Source organism: Bradyrhizobium sp. SZCCHNR1053, assembly GCF_032381235.1.
Lineage (GTDB): Bacteria > Pseudomonadota > Alphaproteobacteria > Rhizobiales > Xanthobacteraceae > Bradyrhizobium.
Genome location: NZ_JAUHJM010000009.1, coordinates 1 through 18613, shown reverse-complemented (window position 1 = coordinate 18613; position 18613 = coordinate 1). Strand labels below are relative to the sequence as shown.

General features: G+C 65.5%; 15 protein-coding genes and 2 pseudogenes. 6 read left to right on the top strand and 11 right to left on the bottom strand.

The features are described from left to right. Positions 1–15 precede the first annotated feature (15 nt). Entirely contained in the window at positions 16–822 is an 807-nt protein-coding gene (locus QX051_RS20415; protein WP_315777363.1) for a MetQ/NlpA family ABC transporter substrate-binding protein, read from the bottom strand. A gap of 426 nt (positions 823–1248) precedes the next feature. On the opposite strand from QX051_RS20415, the gene QX051_RS20410 reads away from it, so the two are divergent. Continuing rightward, complete coding sequence (locus QX051_RS20410; RefSeq protein ID WP_315777362.1) at positions 1249–2664, top strand: LLM class flavin-dependent oxidoreductase; 1416 nt, start codon at positions 1249–1251, stop codon at positions 2662–2664. 55 nt (positions 2665–2719) lie between these two features. Here the strand turns inward: QX051_RS20410 and QX051_RS20405 are convergent. The 9 genes and pseudogenes from QX051_RS20405 to QX051_RS20370 all read right to left on the bottom strand — a co-directional run. Beyond that, positions 2720–2926, bottom strand: a pseudogene (locus QX051_RS20405) (Lrp/AsnC ligand binding domain-containing protein); the annotation flags it as partial. Further along, positions 2907–3005, bottom strand: a pseudogene (locus tag QX051_RS29495) (ABC transporter substrate-binding protein); the annotation flags it as partial. The pseudogenes QX051_RS20405 and QX051_RS29495, both read right to left, overlap by 20 nt. 189 nt (positions 3006–3194) lie before the next feature. After that, positions 3195–4538 carry an acyl-CoA dehydrogenase family protein gene (locus tag QX051_RS20400; protein ID WP_315777361.1) on the bottom strand — a complete coding sequence of 448 codons (1344 nt, stop codon included), beginning with the start codon at positions 4536–4538 and terminating at the stop codon, positions 3195–3197. 21 nt (positions 4539–4559) lie between these two features. Continuing rightward, complete coding sequence (locus QX051_RS20395) at positions 4560–5576, bottom strand: hypothetical protein (RefSeq protein ID WP_315777360.1); 1017 nt, start codon at positions 5574–5576, stop codon at positions 4560–4562. 20 nt (positions 5577–5596) lie between these two features. Next, positions 5597–6298: an ABC transporter ATP-binding protein gene (locus QX051_RS20390; RefSeq protein ID WP_315777507.1), complete on the bottom strand. Its 702-nt coding sequence runs from the start codon at positions 6296–6298 to the stop codon at positions 5597–5599. Between the two features lie 82 nt (positions 6299–6380). Then, entirely contained in the window at positions 6381–7250 is an 870-nt protein-coding gene (locus QX051_RS20385) for an ABC transporter permease (protein WP_315777359.1), read from the bottom strand. Between the two features lie 17 nt (positions 7251–7267). After that, the gene (locus QX051_RS20380) at positions 7268–8896 is read right to left on the bottom strand and encodes a rhodanese-like domain-containing protein (protein WP_315777358.1); all 1629 of its coding nucleotides are present in this window, start codon (positions 8894–8896) and stop codon (positions 7268–7270) included. Between the two features lie 31 nt (positions 8897–8927). After that, positions 8928–10286: an LLM class flavin-dependent oxidoreductase gene (locus QX051_RS20375; protein ID WP_315777357.1), complete on the bottom strand. Its 1359-nt coding sequence runs from the start codon at positions 10284–10286 to the stop codon at positions 8928–8930. A gap of 55 nt (positions 10287–10341) precedes the next feature. Continuing rightward, entirely contained in the window at positions 10342–11124 is a 783-nt protein-coding gene (locus QX051_RS20370) for a MetQ/NlpA family ABC transporter substrate-binding protein (protein ID WP_315777356.1), read from the bottom strand. 335 nt (positions 11125–11459) lie between these two features. Here QX051_RS20370 and QX051_RS20365 point away from each other — a divergent pair, with 335 nt between their 5' ends. Beyond that, entirely contained in the window at positions 11460–12155 is a 696-nt protein-coding gene (locus tag QX051_RS20365; protein ID WP_315777355.1) for a glutathione S-transferase family protein, read from the top strand. On the opposite strand, the gene QX051_RS20360 is transcribed toward QX051_RS20365, so the two are convergent. Further along, positions 12125–13474: an LLM class flavin-dependent oxidoreductase gene (locus QX051_RS20360; protein ID WP_315777354.1), complete on the bottom strand. Its 1350-nt coding sequence runs from the start codon at positions 13472–13474 to the stop codon at positions 12125–12127. The two genes, QX051_RS20365 and QX051_RS20360, sit on opposite strands and share 31 nt — an antisense overlap. Positions 13475–13964: 490 nt before the next feature. Here QX051_RS20360 and QX051_RS20355 point away from each other — a divergent pair, with 490 nt between their 5' ends. Genes QX051_RS20355 through QX051_RS20340 form a run of 4 tightly spaced genes read left to right on the top strand, consistent with a single transcriptional unit; the run spans position 13965 to position 17866 of the window. Further along, positions 13965–14951 (top strand): ABC transporter permease, encoded by a 987-nt coding sequence (locus QX051_RS20355; RefSeq protein WP_315777353.1) that lies wholly within the window; start codon positions 13965–13967, stop codon positions 14949–14951. Beyond that, positions 14951–15934: an ABC transporter permease gene (locus QX051_RS20350; protein ID WP_315777352.1), complete on the top strand. Its 984-nt coding sequence runs from the start codon at positions 14951–14953 to the stop codon at positions 15932–15934. The genes QX051_RS20355 and QX051_RS20350 overlap by 1 nt, the downstream gene beginning before the upstream one ends. Positions 15935–15936: 2 nt before the next feature. Continuing rightward, positions 15937–16938, top strand: a complete 1002-nt coding sequence (locus QX051_RS20345; RefSeq protein WP_315777351.1) for an ABC transporter ATP-binding protein — start codon at positions 15937–15939, stop codon at positions 16936–16938. Continuing rightward, the gene (locus QX051_RS20340) at positions 16916–17866 is read left to right on the top strand and encodes an oligopeptide/dipeptide ABC transporter ATP-binding protein (protein WP_315777350.1); all 951 of its coding nucleotides are present in this window, start codon (positions 16916–16918) and stop codon (positions 17864–17866) included. The genes QX051_RS20345 and QX051_RS20340 overlap by 23 nt, the downstream gene beginning before the upstream one ends. Positions 17867–18613 lie beyond the last annotated feature (747 nt).

Here is an 18613-nt window from a genome sequence, read left to right as displayed (position 1 = left end):
GCCGAGCCGCTGGGATCACGACGCCTTGGTGTCGAAGCCGGCCGGGATGAAGGCCGGCAGCTTCTCCTCGATGAACTGCTTGACCTCGGGCGACTTGAAGACCTCGATGAAGGCCTTCAGCTTCGGATTGTCCTTCTTGTCGGCCCGCGCGGTGAAGCGCAGCACCAGGCCGTCGTCGATGGTCCGGTCGATGATCAGCGCCGATTTCGGATCGCCGCCAGCCGGGATCAGATAGGTGATGTTCACCAGCCCCAGCGTGACGTCATCGAGCGAGCGGTAGGTCTGCGCCGGATCGAGCTCGACGATCTTCAGGTTCTTTGGGTTCTCGATGATGTCGAACTTGGAGACCGAGAAGCCCTTGCCGGGCGTCAGCTTGATCAGACCGGCGCGCTCCAGCAGGATCAGCCCGCGCGCGCCATTGAGCGGCTCATTGGGAATGGCGACGGAATCGCCGTCCTTCACCTCATCGAGCTTCTTGATCTTCCTGGAAAACAGCCCGACCGGCGCGATCACGCCGACCTTGTCGACCTGGACCAGATTGTATCCGCGCTGCTTGTTCTGCAGTCCGAGATAGGTGGCGTGCTGAAACAGATTGGCGTCGACGTCGCCCGAATTCACGACCTCGTTGATCGCGACCCAGTCCGACAGCTCGACTACCTTGACGTCCTGCCCCTTCTCCTTGGCAAGCTTGGCGGCAAACCCGACCAGCTGGCCGATCGGACCGGCGCTGGTCGAGATCTTCAACGGCTCGTCGGCGCGACTACCGACGGAGAGGCCCGACACCAAGCCCATGACGAGCATCACGCGCAACAGCATCTTCATCAACATCCAATCCTTGTTTTCATAGTCCATCACTATCGAGCTGAGAATGATGTGCAGCGGCGCCGCCGCTGTCGAGCGCCCGCGAGAAAAAACGATGCACGTCCTGTGGCCGTGCCTCGTGGGGTTCGTTTCTTTCCCGTTCACGCCGCCGAAGCACGCGTTTGTTGTCCAGCTCAGAGTTGCTCCGGAGGATGACCGGTGCGCCGTGTTGCGCGCGAGGCAGCGCAACTGCCCGGAAGACTCGTTAGAATCGTCACAGACGGCAGTGAAACGATATCGCTCCGACATGTCGCGACAGAACGATTGATCCGCCGTGCTACTCAAATGAAAACAACGTGCTCCGGCCGAGCTGCTATCGTCGAATCCGATCGCCAGCGCTATCCGCTGGACGATTCAGTTCCGATCACGATTCTCGAAAGTCGAACGATGACCAGACCGCGCGAGCTCAGGATCAACGCCTTCAACATGATGGCCCCGAGCCACAATTGGGGCGGGCTGTGGTCACACCCGCGCGATCAGTCCATCAACTACAACACGCTCGACTACTGGGTCGACTATGCCAGGACGGCCGAACGCGGCCTGTTGGACGGCATTTTCCTCGCCGATGTGTTCGGCGTCTACGACGTGTACGGCAACAGCGCTGACACCGCCTTGGCGCAAGCGATCCAGTTGCCCAATGCCGAGCCGACCTTGCTGGTCTCGGCGATGGCGCTCGTCACCCGGCATCTCGGCTTCGGCATCACCGCCAACCTCACCTATGAGCACCCCTATCAGTTCGCACGGCGCTTCTCGACGCTCGATCATCTGAGCAGCGGCCGGATCGGCTGGAACATCGTCACCGGCTATCTCGACAGCGGCGCGCGCGGCATGGGCTTGCCGAAAAATCACGCCCATGACGACCGCTACGATGCGGCCGAGGATTTCCTTGCCGCGGTCTACAAGCTCTGGGAGGGCAGCTGGCAGCCCGGCGCGGTTCATCGTGATCGCGCCACAGGCCTGTTCACCGATCCGTCCAAGGTGCATCGGGTCCAGCATCAAGCCGCCCATTTCAAGGTCGACGGCATTCATCTCGCCGAGCCCTCGCCGCAGCGCACGCCCCTGCTCTACCAAGCGGGCACGTCGAAGCGCGGCCGCGTCTTCGCCGCCCGCCATGCCGAGGCCATTTTCCTGAACGGTCAGACCCGGCCGGTGCTGGCGCGCGCGGTGCGCGAGATCCGGGAGGCGGCGAAAGACGCAGGCCGCGATCCCTACGACATCCGCCTGTTCGCCGGCGCGACCGTCATCGTGGCGCCGACGCAGGCCGAGGCCAACGACCTGCTCGCGGACTACGCCGCGCATGTCGACCAGGCCGGACAGCTTGCGCTGCTCTCAGGCTGGGCGGGCATCGATTTCTCGACCTACAATCCGGACGACCCGATCCGATATGTCGAAAGCAACGCCATCCAGTCGATGGTCGAGAATTTTACCGTGCGCAGCGAACGGCCGGTCCGCACCGGCGATCTCGCCGCCTTGAGCCGCGCCGGTGCCCGCTCACCCTTCGTCGTCGGCTCGCCGCAGGACGTCGCCGACGAGCTGATCGCCTGGGCCGACGAGACCGACGTCGACGGCTTCAACCTGTTCCGCCTGGTGGCGCCGGAATCCCTCGAAGCCTTCGTCGACCTGGTGGTGCCGGAGCTGCAGTCGCGCGGTGTCTACAAGACCGCCTATCGCGACGGGACATTGCGGGAGAAGCTGTTTCCCGGCCGCGGGCCTCTCCTGCATGCAACGCATCCTGGCGCGCGCCATCGCGATCCTGCTCTCCTGCAGCAGCTCACGCCGGAAAGGACCGACGCGGCGGAGTGACCGGGGATCAGCTCGACGAGCCGCTCTCACCTCCGATCGCTGTCACGATCGGTCGCTACGTCGTTTCGACGGGCGGAACGGGCAACGCCGTCACGGACTTGATCTTTTCCATCGCAAACCGCGACGTCACATTCTTCAATGCGACGGAGCCGATGAGCTTCTTGTAGAACAGATCATAGCTCTGCATGTCAGCAACGACCACGCGCAGCATGTAATCGACGTCGCCCGCCATGCGATAGAACGGCCACGGCTGCGGCATCGAGCGGCGCGCCGTCGGAGAACGTCACGCCTTTGCGCAGCTTGAAGACGTATTCCGTCCGCTCCGCGTTGAAGGTCCAGCCGGGGTTCGCAGACCATCCGACATGATCAATCTCCTGAACTGGTGAGCCGCATCGTTCCGAGCTATGCCGGACGGCTGCTAACGAAGAATTTTCCCGCAACTTATGCGAGGAAACGCGAAGTTTGCTGGCAATTTGGCAAGCTGAAATGGAATGAAGCAGTCGCCGATAAGGATCGAAGGAGAATGTTCCTCACTTCGACCTTCTCCGGGACGGACGCCGAGATTGTCCGGGCATGTGAACTCCATCTCGTCGGCGCATAGGCGATGAGGCTCGCACCGGGGAGATGAGACCATTGCAGGCGGTCCCTACCCCCGCTGTGCCGATCCGGTACTGGCCGGGCGGCGGCGTGCCGTTGACGGCGAAGTCGCCGACGATGCGGTCGCGATAGACCCGCGGATTGTGCGAGATGATGGTCCGCGCGTTGCGCCAGTAGCGGTCGAGCGCGAGCGGCTTCGCGGCCGAGGAGGCGCCGAGCGCGTCGAACAGGATGGTGGTCGCCTGCAGCACCAGGTCGGAGACGACGGTGACCGACTGGTCGAGCTCGATCTCCGCAATTGCGATGGCGCTGGCGGCACGCTCGTCGTCCCCGGTCAGATGCGCCTCATAGGCGCGCTGCAAGGCCTCGGCGACCTTGAGCACGATCAGACCTGCGGCATAGGCATTGCCGCGAACGCGCCCGACGATCTGCAGGATCTGCGGATCTGCCGAGACAGTCGGCGCATTGCCGTGGCTGAAGACGCGCTTACGCTCGCGGACCAGGCGGGCGACGTCGCCGGCCGCGGCGCGGCCGATGCCGGCCAAGGTCGCGAGATGCACCAGCTGGTAGAACGGATTGGAGTATTTGAAGCGCTCGCTGACCGGAACGATCTGGTCCGGCTCGATCGGCGCATCGGTGAAGATCGCAGTGCCGCTCGCGGTGGTTGCCTGGCCGAACCCGTTCCAGTCGTCCAGCACCTCGACGCCGCCACCGTGGCGCGACACGACGACGCCAACCGGATCGCCGTTCTCGAGCTGCGCGGCGACATTGATCCAGTCGGCGAACAGCGTGCCCGTCGTGTAGTATTTGCGGCCGTTGAGGACATCGCGTCTATTCTTCTTCGAGATCACGGTCGAGAAGGCGCTCAGGCTGGCATCGCCGATCTCGGTATGACCGTTGCCGAAGTACGTCTTTTCGGCGAGGCGGCCGAGCCACAGCGCGCGGCGCTGCGAATTGCGCGAGTTCAGGACATCCTCGGTGAAACCGAAATGCGCGCGCACCGCGTTGGTGACGTTGGAGTCGCCCTCGGACAGCTCGATCAGCAGGTTGAACAGCTCCGGCAAGGTCGCACCGCCGCCGCCGAACTCCGTGGGCACACGGACCGCGGTGAAGCCCGCCGCCCTTAACGCCTTGATCTCGTCATAGGGAAGCTTCCGCTCGAGATCCCGCTCCACGGCGCTCGCCCGGATCTTCTGGAACAGCGGCCGGAACGGCTCGGCCAGTTGCTCGTAGCGCGCGCTGGGGACACTGCCCCAGCCGAGTTCGATCTGCGTCATGCTCGTTCTCCTCTGTCGGGCTCAGCGCTGCGCCACCGCGGCCGCGTTGAAGTCGCGATTGAACTCCACGGCAACATTGATGGCCTTCGGAATGACGCCGGACGTCAGCAATACCTCGGCGATACGCTGCTCGCGCGCGACAAGCGCATCGTCGAACGCCACGAACGAGGATTGCTGAAAAGCCGCGACGAATTTCGCGCGCTGCGGCGTCTGCTTCAGCTTCTCGACGAAGATGGCTTCGATCTCTGCCTTGTGATCCGGATACCAGGCCCAGTAGGCCTTGAGCCGGGTCAGGAAGTCCGCAATCTGCGCCTTCTTCGCCGGATCACGCAGCACGTCGCCGCGGGCGGTGAAGACGTTGAGGGCGGGAATGTCGAGCTCGTCGCTGTTGACGAGAATCTTCGCCTTGCCGGCCTCGATCGCATCGATCACGCCCAGCGTCGAGCCGGAGAAGATGTCGACCTTGCCCGAGTTGAAGGCGGCAGCGCTCGTGGTGGTGTCCTGCAGGCGGACCGCCTCGATGTCCTTCTCGGTCAGTCTGGCCTTCACCAGCGACAGCACATATTGCAGATAGTTATAGCCGCCGAAATTATGCGACCAGGAATGCCCCTTCGCATCGGCCAGCGTCTCGACGCCGGAGCCGGCCCGCGCCACGGTGACGATCGGCGGGTATTTCTTGTCGGCGGTGCGCCAGCCGGCCACGATCTGTAGCGGGACGTTGGCCGCGGTCCATTCCTCCTTGGCCTTGCCCTGCTCGATGATCAGCGACGTGTCGCCCATGTGCCCGATATCGATCGCCTTCGAATACAGCGCGGAGAGCTGCGCCGCCGGGCCGGTCAGGGTGACCCATTGCACCTCGTAGGGCGCGCCTTCGAGCACTTTCGACGCGGCGACCGTCTCCGGCAACGTCTGATCCTGGAAGCCGACCAGTAGCACCGGCTTGGCGCCTTCAGCAAAGGCTGCGGTCGCGAAGCCGATCGCCAGCACAGCCGCCGCAACCAGCGATGTGCGGAGACCTGTCGAGAGAGCTGTTTTCATCATCATCCTCATGAAGCCTGTCAGATCGGCGCCGCGTCGGTCGCGACACCAAGTTCGGCCAGCAGTCGCTGGCGCAGCAGTTCGATATGGCGATCGGTCCGCGCCCGCGGCCGCGGCGCGCCGATGTGTTCATCGAGGCGCACCCGGCCGCCATTCAGGACCACGACCCGATCGGCGAGAGCGAGCGCTTCGTCGATATCGTGTGTCACCAGCACCACGCCCGGGGAATGCCGCCGCACCAGCTCATGCACCAGGCCCTGCATGCGAATCCGGGTCAGCGCATCGAGCGCGGCGAACGGCTCGTCGAGCAGCAGCAGGTCTGGCTCCTGCACCAGCGCCCGTGCGAGCGCGACGCGCTGCGCCTCGCCGCCGGAAAGCGTGCGCGGCCAGGCATCGGCATGGCTTGCCAGACCGACCTCGGCGAGCGCGGTCGCCGCAAGCGTGCGGGTCGCGGCATTGCGCGGATGACCGAGGACGACGTTGCGCCAGACCTTCAACGCCGGCACCAGCCGCGGCTCCTGAAACACCACGGAGCGCGAGGCTGCCACCGCGACCTCGCCCGCATCGGCGCGGTCCAGCGCGGCAAGGATGCGCAGCAGTGTCGTCTTGCCGGTGCCGGACGGCCCCAGCAGGGCAACGAACTCGCCCTTGCGCACCGAAAGATCGATACCGTCGAGCACGGCGCGGCCGGTGAAGCTGCGCCGAACGCCGCGCAGCCGCACGGTCTCGGGACCGAAGTCGTTGTCGACGGCGCCCTGCCCGGTCTCGAACGCGACCGGTGAGATCGAGCGTACGCTGGCCAGATCATGCAAAGACAAGCGAGGCCCTCCATGGCAGCGCTACGCGTTCGACCCAGCGCATCACGAGATCGATCACGATGCCGAGCAGCGCATAGACGATGATGCCGGCGATGATCACGTCGGTGCGCTGGTTCTGGTTGGCATTGTTGAGGATGTAGCCGATGCCGGAGCGGGCATTGATCTGCTCGGCGGCGACCAGCGCCAGCAGCGACACACCGGCGGAGAAACGGATGCCGACCAGGATCGACGGCAACGCGGTCGGCAGGATTACCCGCAGCGCGATCTGCCGCGGATCGAGGCCGAACACCTTGCCGGCCTCGATCAGCTTGGGATCGACGCCGCGCACGCCGGCATAGGTGTTGAGGTAGACGGGGAAGATCGTCGCGCCATAGATCAGCGCGATCTTGGCGGTCTCGCCGATGCCGAACCAGATGATGAAGAGCGGAATCATCGCGATGAACGGGATCGTGCGCAGCATCTGCAGCGGTGCATCGAACAGCTCCTCGCCGAGCCGCCAGAGTCCGGCGAACAAGCCGAGCGCCAGACCGGTGCCAGCCCCCAGCGCCAGCCCGCCGAGCGCGCGGCGGAGCGAGGCCGGAATGGCCGCCTGCAGCTCACCCGTCGTGATCAGCTCAGCGAATGCTTCGAGCACGGTCAGCGGCGACGGCAGGACGGTGGGTTCGACCAGGCCGAAGCCGGACACCGCCTGCCACACCGCCAACAGCGTGACCGGCACCAGCGCCCGGAGCGCTCCGCGGCCGCTCGCAATCCACGCGTGCCGGCCGACCGCGGGATCACCGGCGCCGAGATCGACGAGATGCACACGCGCCGCAGCGTCACGCGGCTCGTGGCCAGCGACGTCGACGGCGGCCATGGGCGATCCCGCCAGACTCATGGAAAGACCTTGAACGACAGATCGGGATCACGCTCGATTTGCGCCAGCAGGCCGATCTCCCAATCGAGATAGGCCTTGAAGGCGGCAAGCCTGTCGCCGGACTTCTGATAAGGGGAACGCCAGACGTCGTCGGCGTCATGGATGAGTGCGGTCTCGCCCGTCTCCAGCGGAAGGCCTGCCGCGCGCCACGCCTGCGTGCCGCCAGCCAGCACACGAACGGATCGTCCGGTCCGCGGCGCAAGCTCCGCGGCGGCAAAGGCTGCGAGGATGCCATCGGCGGACGTCAGCACGATTGCAGAACCACCCTCGATGTCGCGCGAAACATCGAGCCTGGCGCGGACGGCGAATCTTGCGCCGGGAATGTGGCCGGACGCATAGGCGAGGCTGGTGTCGAGATCGATCACGGTGACCGCGCCCGCGTCGAGCTCGTGCTTCAGCGCGGCAGGCGCGATCGTTTCCACCGAAGGCGGCGCGCGCAGCAAGGGCGGACGATCCGGCCCGGCCAACCGTCCCTCACCGGTCTGCCACACCGCCAGCGCGTGCACCTCGCCCCAGCCGAGCTGCACCAGCCAGCTCGCGGTGATCGCGGCGCGCACGCCCACCTCGTCGTCGACGACGACGATGCGGGCGTTGCGCGCACCGACCCAGCGGTCGACGCCCTGGACCAGTTGGCCGCCCTCGGCCCAATGCGCGTCAGGCAGATGGCCGGCCTCGAACTCGGCCTTGCTGCGGACATCGTAGACGTAGAGCGAACGCTGCTCAGCTTCGCTGCGGAAGCGATCCAGCGCCGCCTCGTCGATCCACGACAGCGCGAAGCGGTGTGACAGCTGCGCGACCGCGGCCTTCGCCTGCGCCAATGCGGCATTGCTGGGCGGCTGGAGCTCCGCCTGCCGGCCGTGCTCGAGGCTCCAGCCGTTGGCCAGCCAGGCCATCGTGCCGTTCTCGAGCGCCACCACCTTATTGGGCAGGCCGGCATTGATCAGCGCCTGCGCGCCGATGATCGACCGCGTCCGGCCGGCGCAATTGACGACCACGAGATCATCAGGCGATGTGATCAGATCGTGGGCGCGCAGCGGCAGCTCGGCATTGGGCACCGCATGGGCCCCGGGCACCGAGAAATTCTCGAACTCCTGCAGCGTACGGCCGTCGAGCACGACGATGCGCTCGCCGGCATCGACACGCCCCTTGAACTCCTCAGCCGAAATGTGCGGCGTACCGTAGGCGTGCTCGACGAATTCGCCGAAGGCCTTCGAATAGGCGCCGGAGCCGGTATAGACCTCGCGGCCCGAGGCGGCCCAGGCGGCTACACCGCCACTCAGCAGCGACACGTCCACGAAGCCCAGCTCCGCGAGCTTCGCGGCCGCACGCGCGGCGAGGTCGCCCGGCCCGCTATCGGTCACGACGATCGGCACCGCTCGTCGCTTGAGCAGGCTGCCGGCGCGGAGCTCGAGCCGGCTCAGCGGCAGCGGGACCGAGAAGATGATATGGCCGTCTCCGGCAATCCCCCCCTCCTCCCGGACATCGACGAGCGCCAGCTCGGCATTCTCATGCAGGCAGGCCGCAAGGGCATCGACATCGATGCTCGGAAAGCGCGACGGCGCGATCGATACGAGTGGTGCGTTCATCGCAATGTCTCCAGACCTTCCACGACTGAGATTACGGCCGCAGCGCCGCGACATTGGTCGGCGAGCCGAAGCGCGTCTCGCCCGGTGCGGCACGACGCACGGGGCGAGCAAGCCCGAGATGGTCGCGCAGCGTCGCGCCCTCATAGTGCTCGCGGAAGATGCCCTTGCGCCGCAGCAGCGGCACCACCTGCTCCGCAAACGCATCGAAGCCGGAGGCGATCACGTCCGGCATGACGTTGAACCCGTCGACGAAGCCCGTGGCGAACCAGTCCGCGATGCCGTCGGCAATCTGCTCGGGCGTGCCGACCACGATGCGATGGCTGGTGCCGCCGCCCTGCGCGCGGATCAGCTGGCGCACGGTCAGATTGCCGCGCTGGGCCGTCGCGACAGCGCCCTTGAAGAAGGTCTGGATGCCGTCGGCCGCCAACGGCAAGGGTGGCAACGGCTTGTCGAGTTCGAGACTCTCAGGGGGAACGCCGAGCGTGCCGGCAAGCCGCCGCAGACCATATTCGAATGGCAACAGCTCCCACAGCTCCTGCTCGCGCTGCCTCGCCTCGGCCTCGGTGCCGCCGATCACGGTGACGAGCCCCGGGAAGATCAGGATATCGGAGGCGCGCCGGCCATGCGCGACCGTCCGCGCGCGCAGATCGTTGCTATACTCCTCGGCCTCATCGAGGGTGAGCGCCACGGAGAAGACGGCGTCCGCATAGCGCGCCGCAAGGTCGCGCCCGGCGTCGGAGCCGCCGGCCTGCACCACGATTGGCCGCCCCTGCGGTGAGCGCGGCACGTTGAGCGGTCCCGCGACGGAAAAGTGCTTGCCGCGATGATTGATCGCGTGGACCCGCGATGGATCGGTGAGCCGCCCGGCCGCCTTGTCGCCCAGCACGGCGTCATCGTCCCAGCTGTCCCAGAGTGCCCCGACCACCTCGGTGAACTCGGCACCTCTTTCGTACCGCGCGTCGTGCGCCGGACGCACATCCGCACCGAAATTGCGTCCCGCGGCCGGATCAGCCGTGGTCACGACGTTGAGGCCGGCGCGGCCGCGGCTGATATGATCGAGCGACGCCCAGCGGCGGGCGATGTTATATGGCTCGTTATAGGACGAGGATGCGGTGCCGATCAGCCCGACATGCGTGGTCGCCGCGGCGATGGCGGTGAGCACGATGCTCGGCTCGAGCGACTGGAACGATCGGAATTCAGGACTGTCCGACAGCGACGGAAAATCCGCCAGGAACACCGCATCGAACGTCGCGCGCTCGGCGAGCTTCGCAGTGCGGACCCAATAGTCGATGTCGAAGAAGCCTGTGGGATCGGACGCCGGCCAGCGCCAGGCGGCGCCGAACGTGCCGGCGTTGAGAAAGTTGAGATTCAGATGAAGCTGTCTCGCCATGCGCACCTCCCCGACATCGACTGCGGCCGACCCAACCGTTTCTTTCGACGCGCGATCAGAACGCCGGAATCTGTCCCGGCAGCCGGTCCTTGATCAGCTGGCGGATGGTGTCGTTCTGGAAGGCGCGGACCAGCGTCGGCACCCACGGTGCATCCTTGTCGCGCTCGCGCACCGCAATGAAGTTGCTGTAGGGATTTTCGGCAGGCGATTCGATCGCGATCGAATCCTTGCCCGGAATGAGACCGGCCGGCACCGCGTAGTTGGTGTTGACCACCGCGGCATCGAGATCGCCGAGACTGCGCGGCAGCTGCGCGGCATCGATCTCGCGGAACTGCAGCTTGCGCGGATTGTCGACCACGTCGAGCACAGTCGGCAGCAGGCCGGCGCCCTCCTTGACCTTGATCAGCCTCTCGGCCTGCAACAGCAGCAGCGCCCGGCCGCCATTCGAGGGATCGTTCGGAATCCCGATCGCAGCGCCCTGCTTAATCTCGTCGACCGATTTCACCTTTTTCGAGTACAGCCCGATCGGTGCGATGATCGTAGTGCCGACCGGCACGATCTTGTAGCCGCGCGTCTTGATCTGGTTGTCGAGGAACGGCCGATGCTGGAACGCATTGGCGTCGAGATCGCCTGAGTCGAGCGCCGCATTCGGCAGCAGATAGTCGTTGAAGACGACGACGGACACGTCGAGCCCGTCCTTGGCTGCGATCTCCTTCACCTTCGCCCAGAGAATCTCGGCATCGCCGCCGGAGATTCCAACCTTGATCTTCTGATCGGCAAACGCCGGTACAGCAAACAGCACAAGTCCGGCGAGGATCGAAAGCAGCGTACGTTTCATGTCGCTTGGTCTCCAACAGATCGCATTGAACGACGCTGATAGTGGAGACGAAAGCCTGCGCTGACAATGAAACGCGCAACCAAAGTTGGCCGCGACCAGGGAAGGATCGTTTCTCGCGCACGAAGAGCGTGGTGTGCTTCTTTCTCTGCAGCCCGTTCGCACCTAAAGAGAGCGATCGAAGCGGATACTCAACGTGAAAAATTCCAGCGCATTCTCGACTCTTCTCAGAAGCAGAGCGATCCAGTGACGATTGATGCGTTGAGCTGCCGTCTGGTTGGGTGCAGGATGGGCACTCGGGCGAGACTGGACCGCCGCGCGCTGCAGGGGCACCTTTCATGCTCACCGTTTGGGGACGGAAGACCTCTTCGAGTGTCCAGGCGCTGATGTGGTGCATCGGCGAGCTCGGGCTCACATATCGGCGACATGACGTCGGCCATCGCTACGGCGGAACCGACACGCCGGAATTCCTGACCATGAATCCCAATGGCACGATCCCCGTGCTGGTCGACGAGGACGATCGGCCGATCTGGGAAACGGGAGCGGTCCTGCGCTATCTCGCCGCCCGGTACGGCAGCCCGTCATTCTGGCCGGCCGTCCCGGCAGATCGCGCCAAGATCGACATGTGGGCCGAGTGGGCTAGACTCAACATCGCCCTCGCGTTCACCGGACCGGTCTTCGGCGCTACAGTACGGACCGCGCCATCAGACATCGACTGGCCTGTGGTGCGCCGCGCGATCGGAGATCTGTCGCGTGCGCTCGATATCGCAGAGGCCCGGCTGGCGCGGAGCGATTTCCTGTGCGGCGATGTGATCACGCTGGCAGATATCCAGTTCGGACACATCCTGTTTTGCTATTTCGATATCGGCATCGAACGCCGCCCTCATCCCTCCATCCATGCCTATTACGAGCGACTGTCACAGCGGCCCGCATTTCGCGAGCACGTCATGGTATGCTATGATGAGTTGCGAGCCTTCGTGAGGCCGATCTATCTGTCCAGCCGCTACTCCGCCGCAACAGCCGCACGCACCTGACGCTGGGGCCGGCGCAGGCCGAGATGATCGCGCAGGGTGCGGCCTTCATACTCCTCGCGGAACAGGCCACGACGGCGCAGCTCCGGCACGACCAAGCGAATGAAGTCTTCGAGGCCCGTCGGCAGGGTCGGCGCCATGATGTTGAAACCGTCGGCGCCGTAATTCTCGAAGCGCTCCTCGAGCTGATCGGCGATCTGGCTCGGCGTGCCCACCACCTGCCAATGCCCCCGGGCGCCAGCGATGCGCAGATAGAGGTCGCGCAGCGACAGGCCCTCGCGGCGCGCGAGGTCGACCAGCAGGGCCTGCCGGCTCTTGCCGCCCTCGGTCTCCTTCAAGGCCGGCACCGGCCCGTTGGGATCGGCGTTCAAGATCTCCGTCGTGCCGAGGAAGGTCGCGAGCAGGTCGAGGCCGACCTCGGGCGAGATCAGCGATTGCAGATAGTCGAACTTTTCCTCGGCTTCGCTCTCGGTCTCGCCGACCACCGGAAACACGCCCGGCAGAATCTTGAGGTCGTCGGGCTCGCGGCCGAACTTGGCCAGCCGGCCCTTGACGTCGGCATAGAACGCGACGGCATCGGCGAGCGTCTGCTGCGCGGTGAAGATCGCTTCCGCCGTCCGCGCCGCCAGCGCCTTGCCGGGCTCGCTCGACCCGGCCTGTACGACGACCGGCCGGCCCTGCGGCGACGGCGGAATGTTGAGCGGTCCCCTCACCTTGAAATGCCGACCGCGGTGATCGAGAACATGCAGCTTGGCTGCGTCGAAATAGACGCCGTCGGCGCGGTCGCGCAGGAAGGCGTCGTCGTCCCAGCTGTCCCAGAGCCCGTCGACGACATCGGCGAACTCCTCGGCGCGCGCATAGCGATCCGCATGCGGGATGAGGCCGTCATGATTGAAGTTCAGCGCGGCCGAGGCATCCGTCGAGGTCACGAGATTCCACCCAGCCCGCCCACCGCTCAGCCGGTCGAGCGAGGCGAACTGCCGGGCCACGTTGAACGGCTCGTTGTAGCTGGTCGACACCGTCGCCACGAGACCGATCCGCGACGTCACCGACGACAGCGCCGACAGCAGGGTCAGCGGCTCGAACGGATACACGCCAGTATGCGCCTTGCGGCTCGCAGCATTGAGCCGGTCGATCTTGACGCCGACCTGATCGGCCAAGAACACCGCGTCGAACTTGGCGTCCTCGGCAAGCCTGGCGAATTGCACGAAGTCCTGCAGCGTCTGGCTGTCGGAGGCATCCTTGGAGCGCCACGCCGCGACGTGATGGCCCGTGAACAGAAGAAATGCACCGAGCGAAAGCTTGTCTTTGCGGCGAGCCATCCGGAGTCTCCGAGACGAGGTTGAAATGGTCAGTTCAGGTTGAGGAATTGATCACAGAGATCGGCGGAGCTGCCATTCAGGCTCTTTGCGCCGCGCATCGCCTGGCAACTGGAACGTCAGATGCGCCATGATACGCACGGGCTTCAGAGAATTTGCTTTTTTTGTTGGTGAAGCGCACGCGTGAACACGTTCGCTGTAGCCAGTTTTTACAGCCGTAATCTTTTCATTATCGATCTAAGCTCCAAAGTGGATTGATTTGGCAGATGTTCGATGGATTACTCGTGCAACCGACTGTCAGATGACATGAAGTGATGATCGTTGAGCACCGCGATATCGTAGCCCTTCTCGGACCGATCACCACCTATCGGCGCCTCAAGCGGATCGCGTCGTGCTCAAAAATCAGATGGAGCGTCATTCACTCTCGACACTCAAGCGCTGGCGTGGGGGTGAACGAAATAATGCGAATGCACGAGATTGTCCGGGGGACGACATGTCGAACGTGACCCGTCTTACCAAGGTGCTGCGGCGGACGACGTTGCAGGCGGTGCCGACCGTCATCGGCATCGTCATCCTCAACTTCCTGCTGCTGCAGCTGGCGCCGGGCGACGCCGCCGACGTGCTCGCCGGCGAGTCGGGATCCGCGACCATGGAGACGGTCGCAGCGCTGCGCGCCCGGTTCGGGCTGGATCAGCCCGTGCTGGTCCAACTGATCGCCTATCTCGACAATCTCGCCCATTTCAGCCTCGGCTTCTCGCCGCGCTACAATCTGCCGGTCTCCGACATCATCGCGCAGCGGCTGCCTGGCACCGTCATCCTGATGCTGACCGCGCTCACGCTCGCGCTCGCCGGCGGCATCGCGCTCGGCACCGTCATGGCGACCTACGCCGGGCGCTGGCCGGATCGGCTGATCTCGGTCGGGATCACGCTGTTCTATTCGATCCCCGGCTTCTGGATCGGCTTGATGCTGATCCTCCTGTTCTCGGTCAAGCTCGGCTGGCTGCCGAGCGGCGGCTCCAGCACCATCGGCACCAATATCAGCGGCATCGCGCTCGTGATCGACAAGGCACGCTACATGGTGCTGCCGGCGCTGTCGCTCGCGCTGTTCTACATCGCGATCTATTCGCGGCTGACGCGCGCGGCGATGCTCGATGCGCAGACCCAGGACTATGTCCGCACCGCCGCTGCCAAGGGCCTGTCGCCGTTCGCGATCACCTTCGGCCACGTGCTGCGCAACGCGCTGCTGCCGGTGACGACGGTGGCCGGCATGCATCTCGGCGGTCTGCTCGGCGGCGCCGTCGTCGTCGAGACGGTCTACAGCTGGCCCGGGCTCGGCCGCCTCGCCTTCGAGGCGGTCATGAGCCGCGATTTCAGCGTGTTGCTCGGCATTCTCCTGCTCTCGTCCCTGCTCGTGATCATCGCCAATGTGACGGTCGATCTCGTGCAGGCCTGGCTTGACCCGCGTATCGAGACCCACTGATGCTCCAGATCAACACGCGCACGACCCTTCTTCAGCCGGAAGCCGACACGTCGCCGATTGCCATCTCGGCCGAAGTCAGTCCGTTGTCCTGGCCCAACCTGCACGCCGCCGACACCCATGTGATCAGTGCGACCAGCCACAATGTTCGCCGCCTGACCGTGCTCCGTCTGGTGCGCAATCCGTCGGTGGCAGCGGGCGGCGCGCTGCTGTCGCTGATCATCATTGCCGCAGCGCTGGCGCCCTGGCTGTATCCCGGCGATCCCCTGTCGATGGTGGCGCGGCCGCTGCTGTGGCCCGGCCAGACCACGGCGTTTCCGTTCGGCACCGACTCGCTCGGCCGCGACGTCGCCGCCGGCCTGTTCCATGGCGCGCGGGTGTCACTGCTGATCGGCGTCGTCGCCACCTCGATCGGCGTCAGCGTCGGGATCCTGGTCGGCGCCACCGCAGGGTATCGCGGCGGCTGGACCGACGATGTGCTGGTCCGCGTGATCGAGCTGTTCCAGACCGTGCCGAGCTTCATCCTGCTGGTCGTGCTGGTCGCGATCGCGCAGCCGTCGATCCTGACCGTGACCTGGGCGATCGGTCTCGTCACCTGGCCGACCATCGCGCGTCTCGTGCGGGCCGAATTCCGCGTGCTGCGCGAGAAGGATTTCGTGATGGCCGCGCGCAGCCTCGGCTTCGGCCATGGCCGCATCGTGATCCGCGAGATCCTGCCGAACGCCCTGCCGGCGATCATCGTCACGGCGTCCGTCATGGTCGCGACCGCGATCCTGATGGAGGCCGCGCTGTCGTTCCTCGGTCTCGGCGATCCCAACGTCGTCAGCTGGGGCAGCATGATCGGCTCCGGGCGCGAGCTGATCCGCACCGCCTGGTATCTGACCGCCCTGCCCGGCGTGGTGATCGTCCTGACCGTGCTGTCGCTGAACCTGATCGGCGATGGCCTGACCGACGTGCTCAATCCGCGCACCAGCGTGAAGCGCTGACCATGGCGCCCCTGCTGGACACCGAAGGGCTGACAATCCGCTTTCCCAACGCGACGCCGGTCAAGGACCTCAGCTTCCAGATCGCCGAGGCGGAGACGCTCGCGATCGTCGGCGAATCCGGCTCGGGCAAGTCGCTGACCGCGCTCGCCTTGATGCGGCTGTTGCCGAAGACGGCGCGTATCACTGACGGATCGATCCGCTTCGCCGGCGAGGATCTCGTCACCGTGCCGGAGCCCGCGATGCGCGAGCGCCGCGGCCGCGACATCGCGATGATCTTCCAGGAACCGATGACCTCGCTCAATCCGGTGCTCACGATCGGGCGCCAGATCGTCGAGGTACTGCGGCTGCATCGCGGGCTGACGCGCGCCCAGGCGCGGCGCGAGGCGCGCGACCTGCTCGATCTCGTCCGCATTCCCGACCGCTGCCTCGACGACTATCCGCACCGGCTCTCCGGCGGTATGCGCCAGCGCGTGATGATCGCGATCGCAGTGGCCTGCCGGCCAAAGCTCCTGATCGCGGACGAGCCGACCACCGCGCTCGACGTCACCATCCAGGCGCAGGTGCTGGAGCTGCTCGACCGTCTCAGGCGCGAATTGTCGCTGGCGCTGCTGCTGATCACCCATGATCTCGGCGTCGTCGGCCAATGGGCAGACCGCGTCGTCGTGATGTATGCGGGACGCAAGGTCGAGGAGGCACGGCCCGAGCCGCTGTTCAACGATCCCTTGCATCCCTACACCCAAGGGCTGCTCGCAGCCTCGCCGCGCCTGCACGACGACCTGCATTATCGCAACAGCCGGCTGTCGGAAATTCCCGGCAGCATCAGCTCCGCGGTGCTGGAAAAAGGCTGCCCGTTCGTGCCGCGCTGCCCGTCGCGCCGCGACGTCTGCCGCACTGCCTTCCCGGATCAGCAACTGGCCGGCTTCGGCCGCAGCGTCGCCTGCCATGCCGTGACGCCGCCGATTGCAACAGGACCATCGCTTCATGACGCTGCTGTCCGTCTCTGACCTCACCACCACCTACACGTCCGGCCGCAGCGCCGTGCATGCCGTCGACGGCGTGTCGCTCGAGATCGCGCGCGGCGAGACCATCGGCCTGGTCGGCGAATCCGGCTGCGGCAAGTCCACCTTGGGCAAGACGATCCTGCGGCTGGTCGAGCCGTCGGGCGGCCGCATCCTGTTCGACGGCGAGGACCTCACATCGCTGCCGGAACGGGCGCTGCGCAGCCGGCGCAAGCGGCTGCAGATGGTGTTCCAGGATCCGTTCGCCTCGCTCAATCCGCGCCAGACCATCGGCGAGATCCTGAGTGCGCCGCTCGCAGTCCACGGTATCACACCGCGCGCCGAGCGGCAGCGCCGCGTCGACGACATCCTGGCGCGCGTCGGCCTGCCGCCGGACAGCGCCGGCCGCTATCCGCACGAATTCTCCGGCGGCCAGCGCCAGCGCATCGGCATCGCCCGCGCGCTGATCCTGGGACCGGACCTCATCGTCTGCGACGAGCCGGTGTCGGCGCTCGATCTCTCGGTGCAGGCGCAGATCCTCAATCTGCTCGCCGAGCTGAAGCAAAGCCTCAATCTGTCGCTGCTCTTCATCTCGCACGACCTGTCCGTCGTCCGCTATCTCTCCGACCGCGTGCTGGTGATGTATCTCGGCCGCATCGTCGAGAGCGGCAGCCATGCGCAGATCTGGCACCGGCCGCTGCATCCCTACACCAAGGCGCTGATCGACGCGGTGCCCGACCCGACGCGCCGCCGCTACGCCGCGCCGCTGCCGGGCGACCTGCCCGATCCGCGCAGTGTCGGTGGCGGCTGCCGCTTCCAGCCGCGCTGTCCGATCGCGACCGAGATCTGCCGGACGCAGGACCCGGCGCTGCGCGCCGCCGCAGCCGGACATCACGTCGCCTGCCATCATGCGGAGCCGGCACTGCACTCCTGACTGACTCTGCTCGTACTCCGTCACAAGGAGCAGATCCGCCGCGGTCCTCGCCGTCATTCCGGGGCAATCGCCAGTGCAAAGCCGCGAAGCGGCGGCGCGTTGGCGATTGAACCCGGAATGACAGTGGGCGAAATGAACGGCCTTCTAAGCGAACATCGACCAGTACATCGGCGAAGTTCTGATGCCCTGTGCAACGACATCGTGCGGCAACCTTTCTCCACGCTTCAAACAGCAGGCATGGCTTCGCGATCTCGCGGCGATCTCCGCCCAAGTTTTGTCTGAGTGAACCTCTCCTTGAGAAGAAGAGGCGCAGGGAAGACCGGGTATCGACTGATACCCGCGGTCCGCGTGCAACAAAAAGCACGCGGCAGAACCACAGGTTCAGCCCAATATCCAGCCTTCCCTGCGCGACGGTTTGAACGGGTTATAGGCGCTCTCCCCGGGGATCGGCTGTCTTGCCCCCGTCGCCGGCGGATCATCATCACCGCCGGCTTGGCATCAGCACCGCGATGCCAGGACCACACCACTTCGCCGTCGCATCACTCTGTTCGTCGGCGCGGGCTTTTACACCCGGCTGCAGAGCAACGCGCCCATCGCCTCCCCGACTCGACGCTCGTGACGATCGCGAAACGTCCCTCTTCATCGAGGCGGGATGGCCGGAAATGTGGATGTGATTTGCCCGACGAGGCTGGGCAAGAATCCGAATTAGGGGGGTGAGAGGGCTCGGCGCGGTGCAATTTCGAGCCA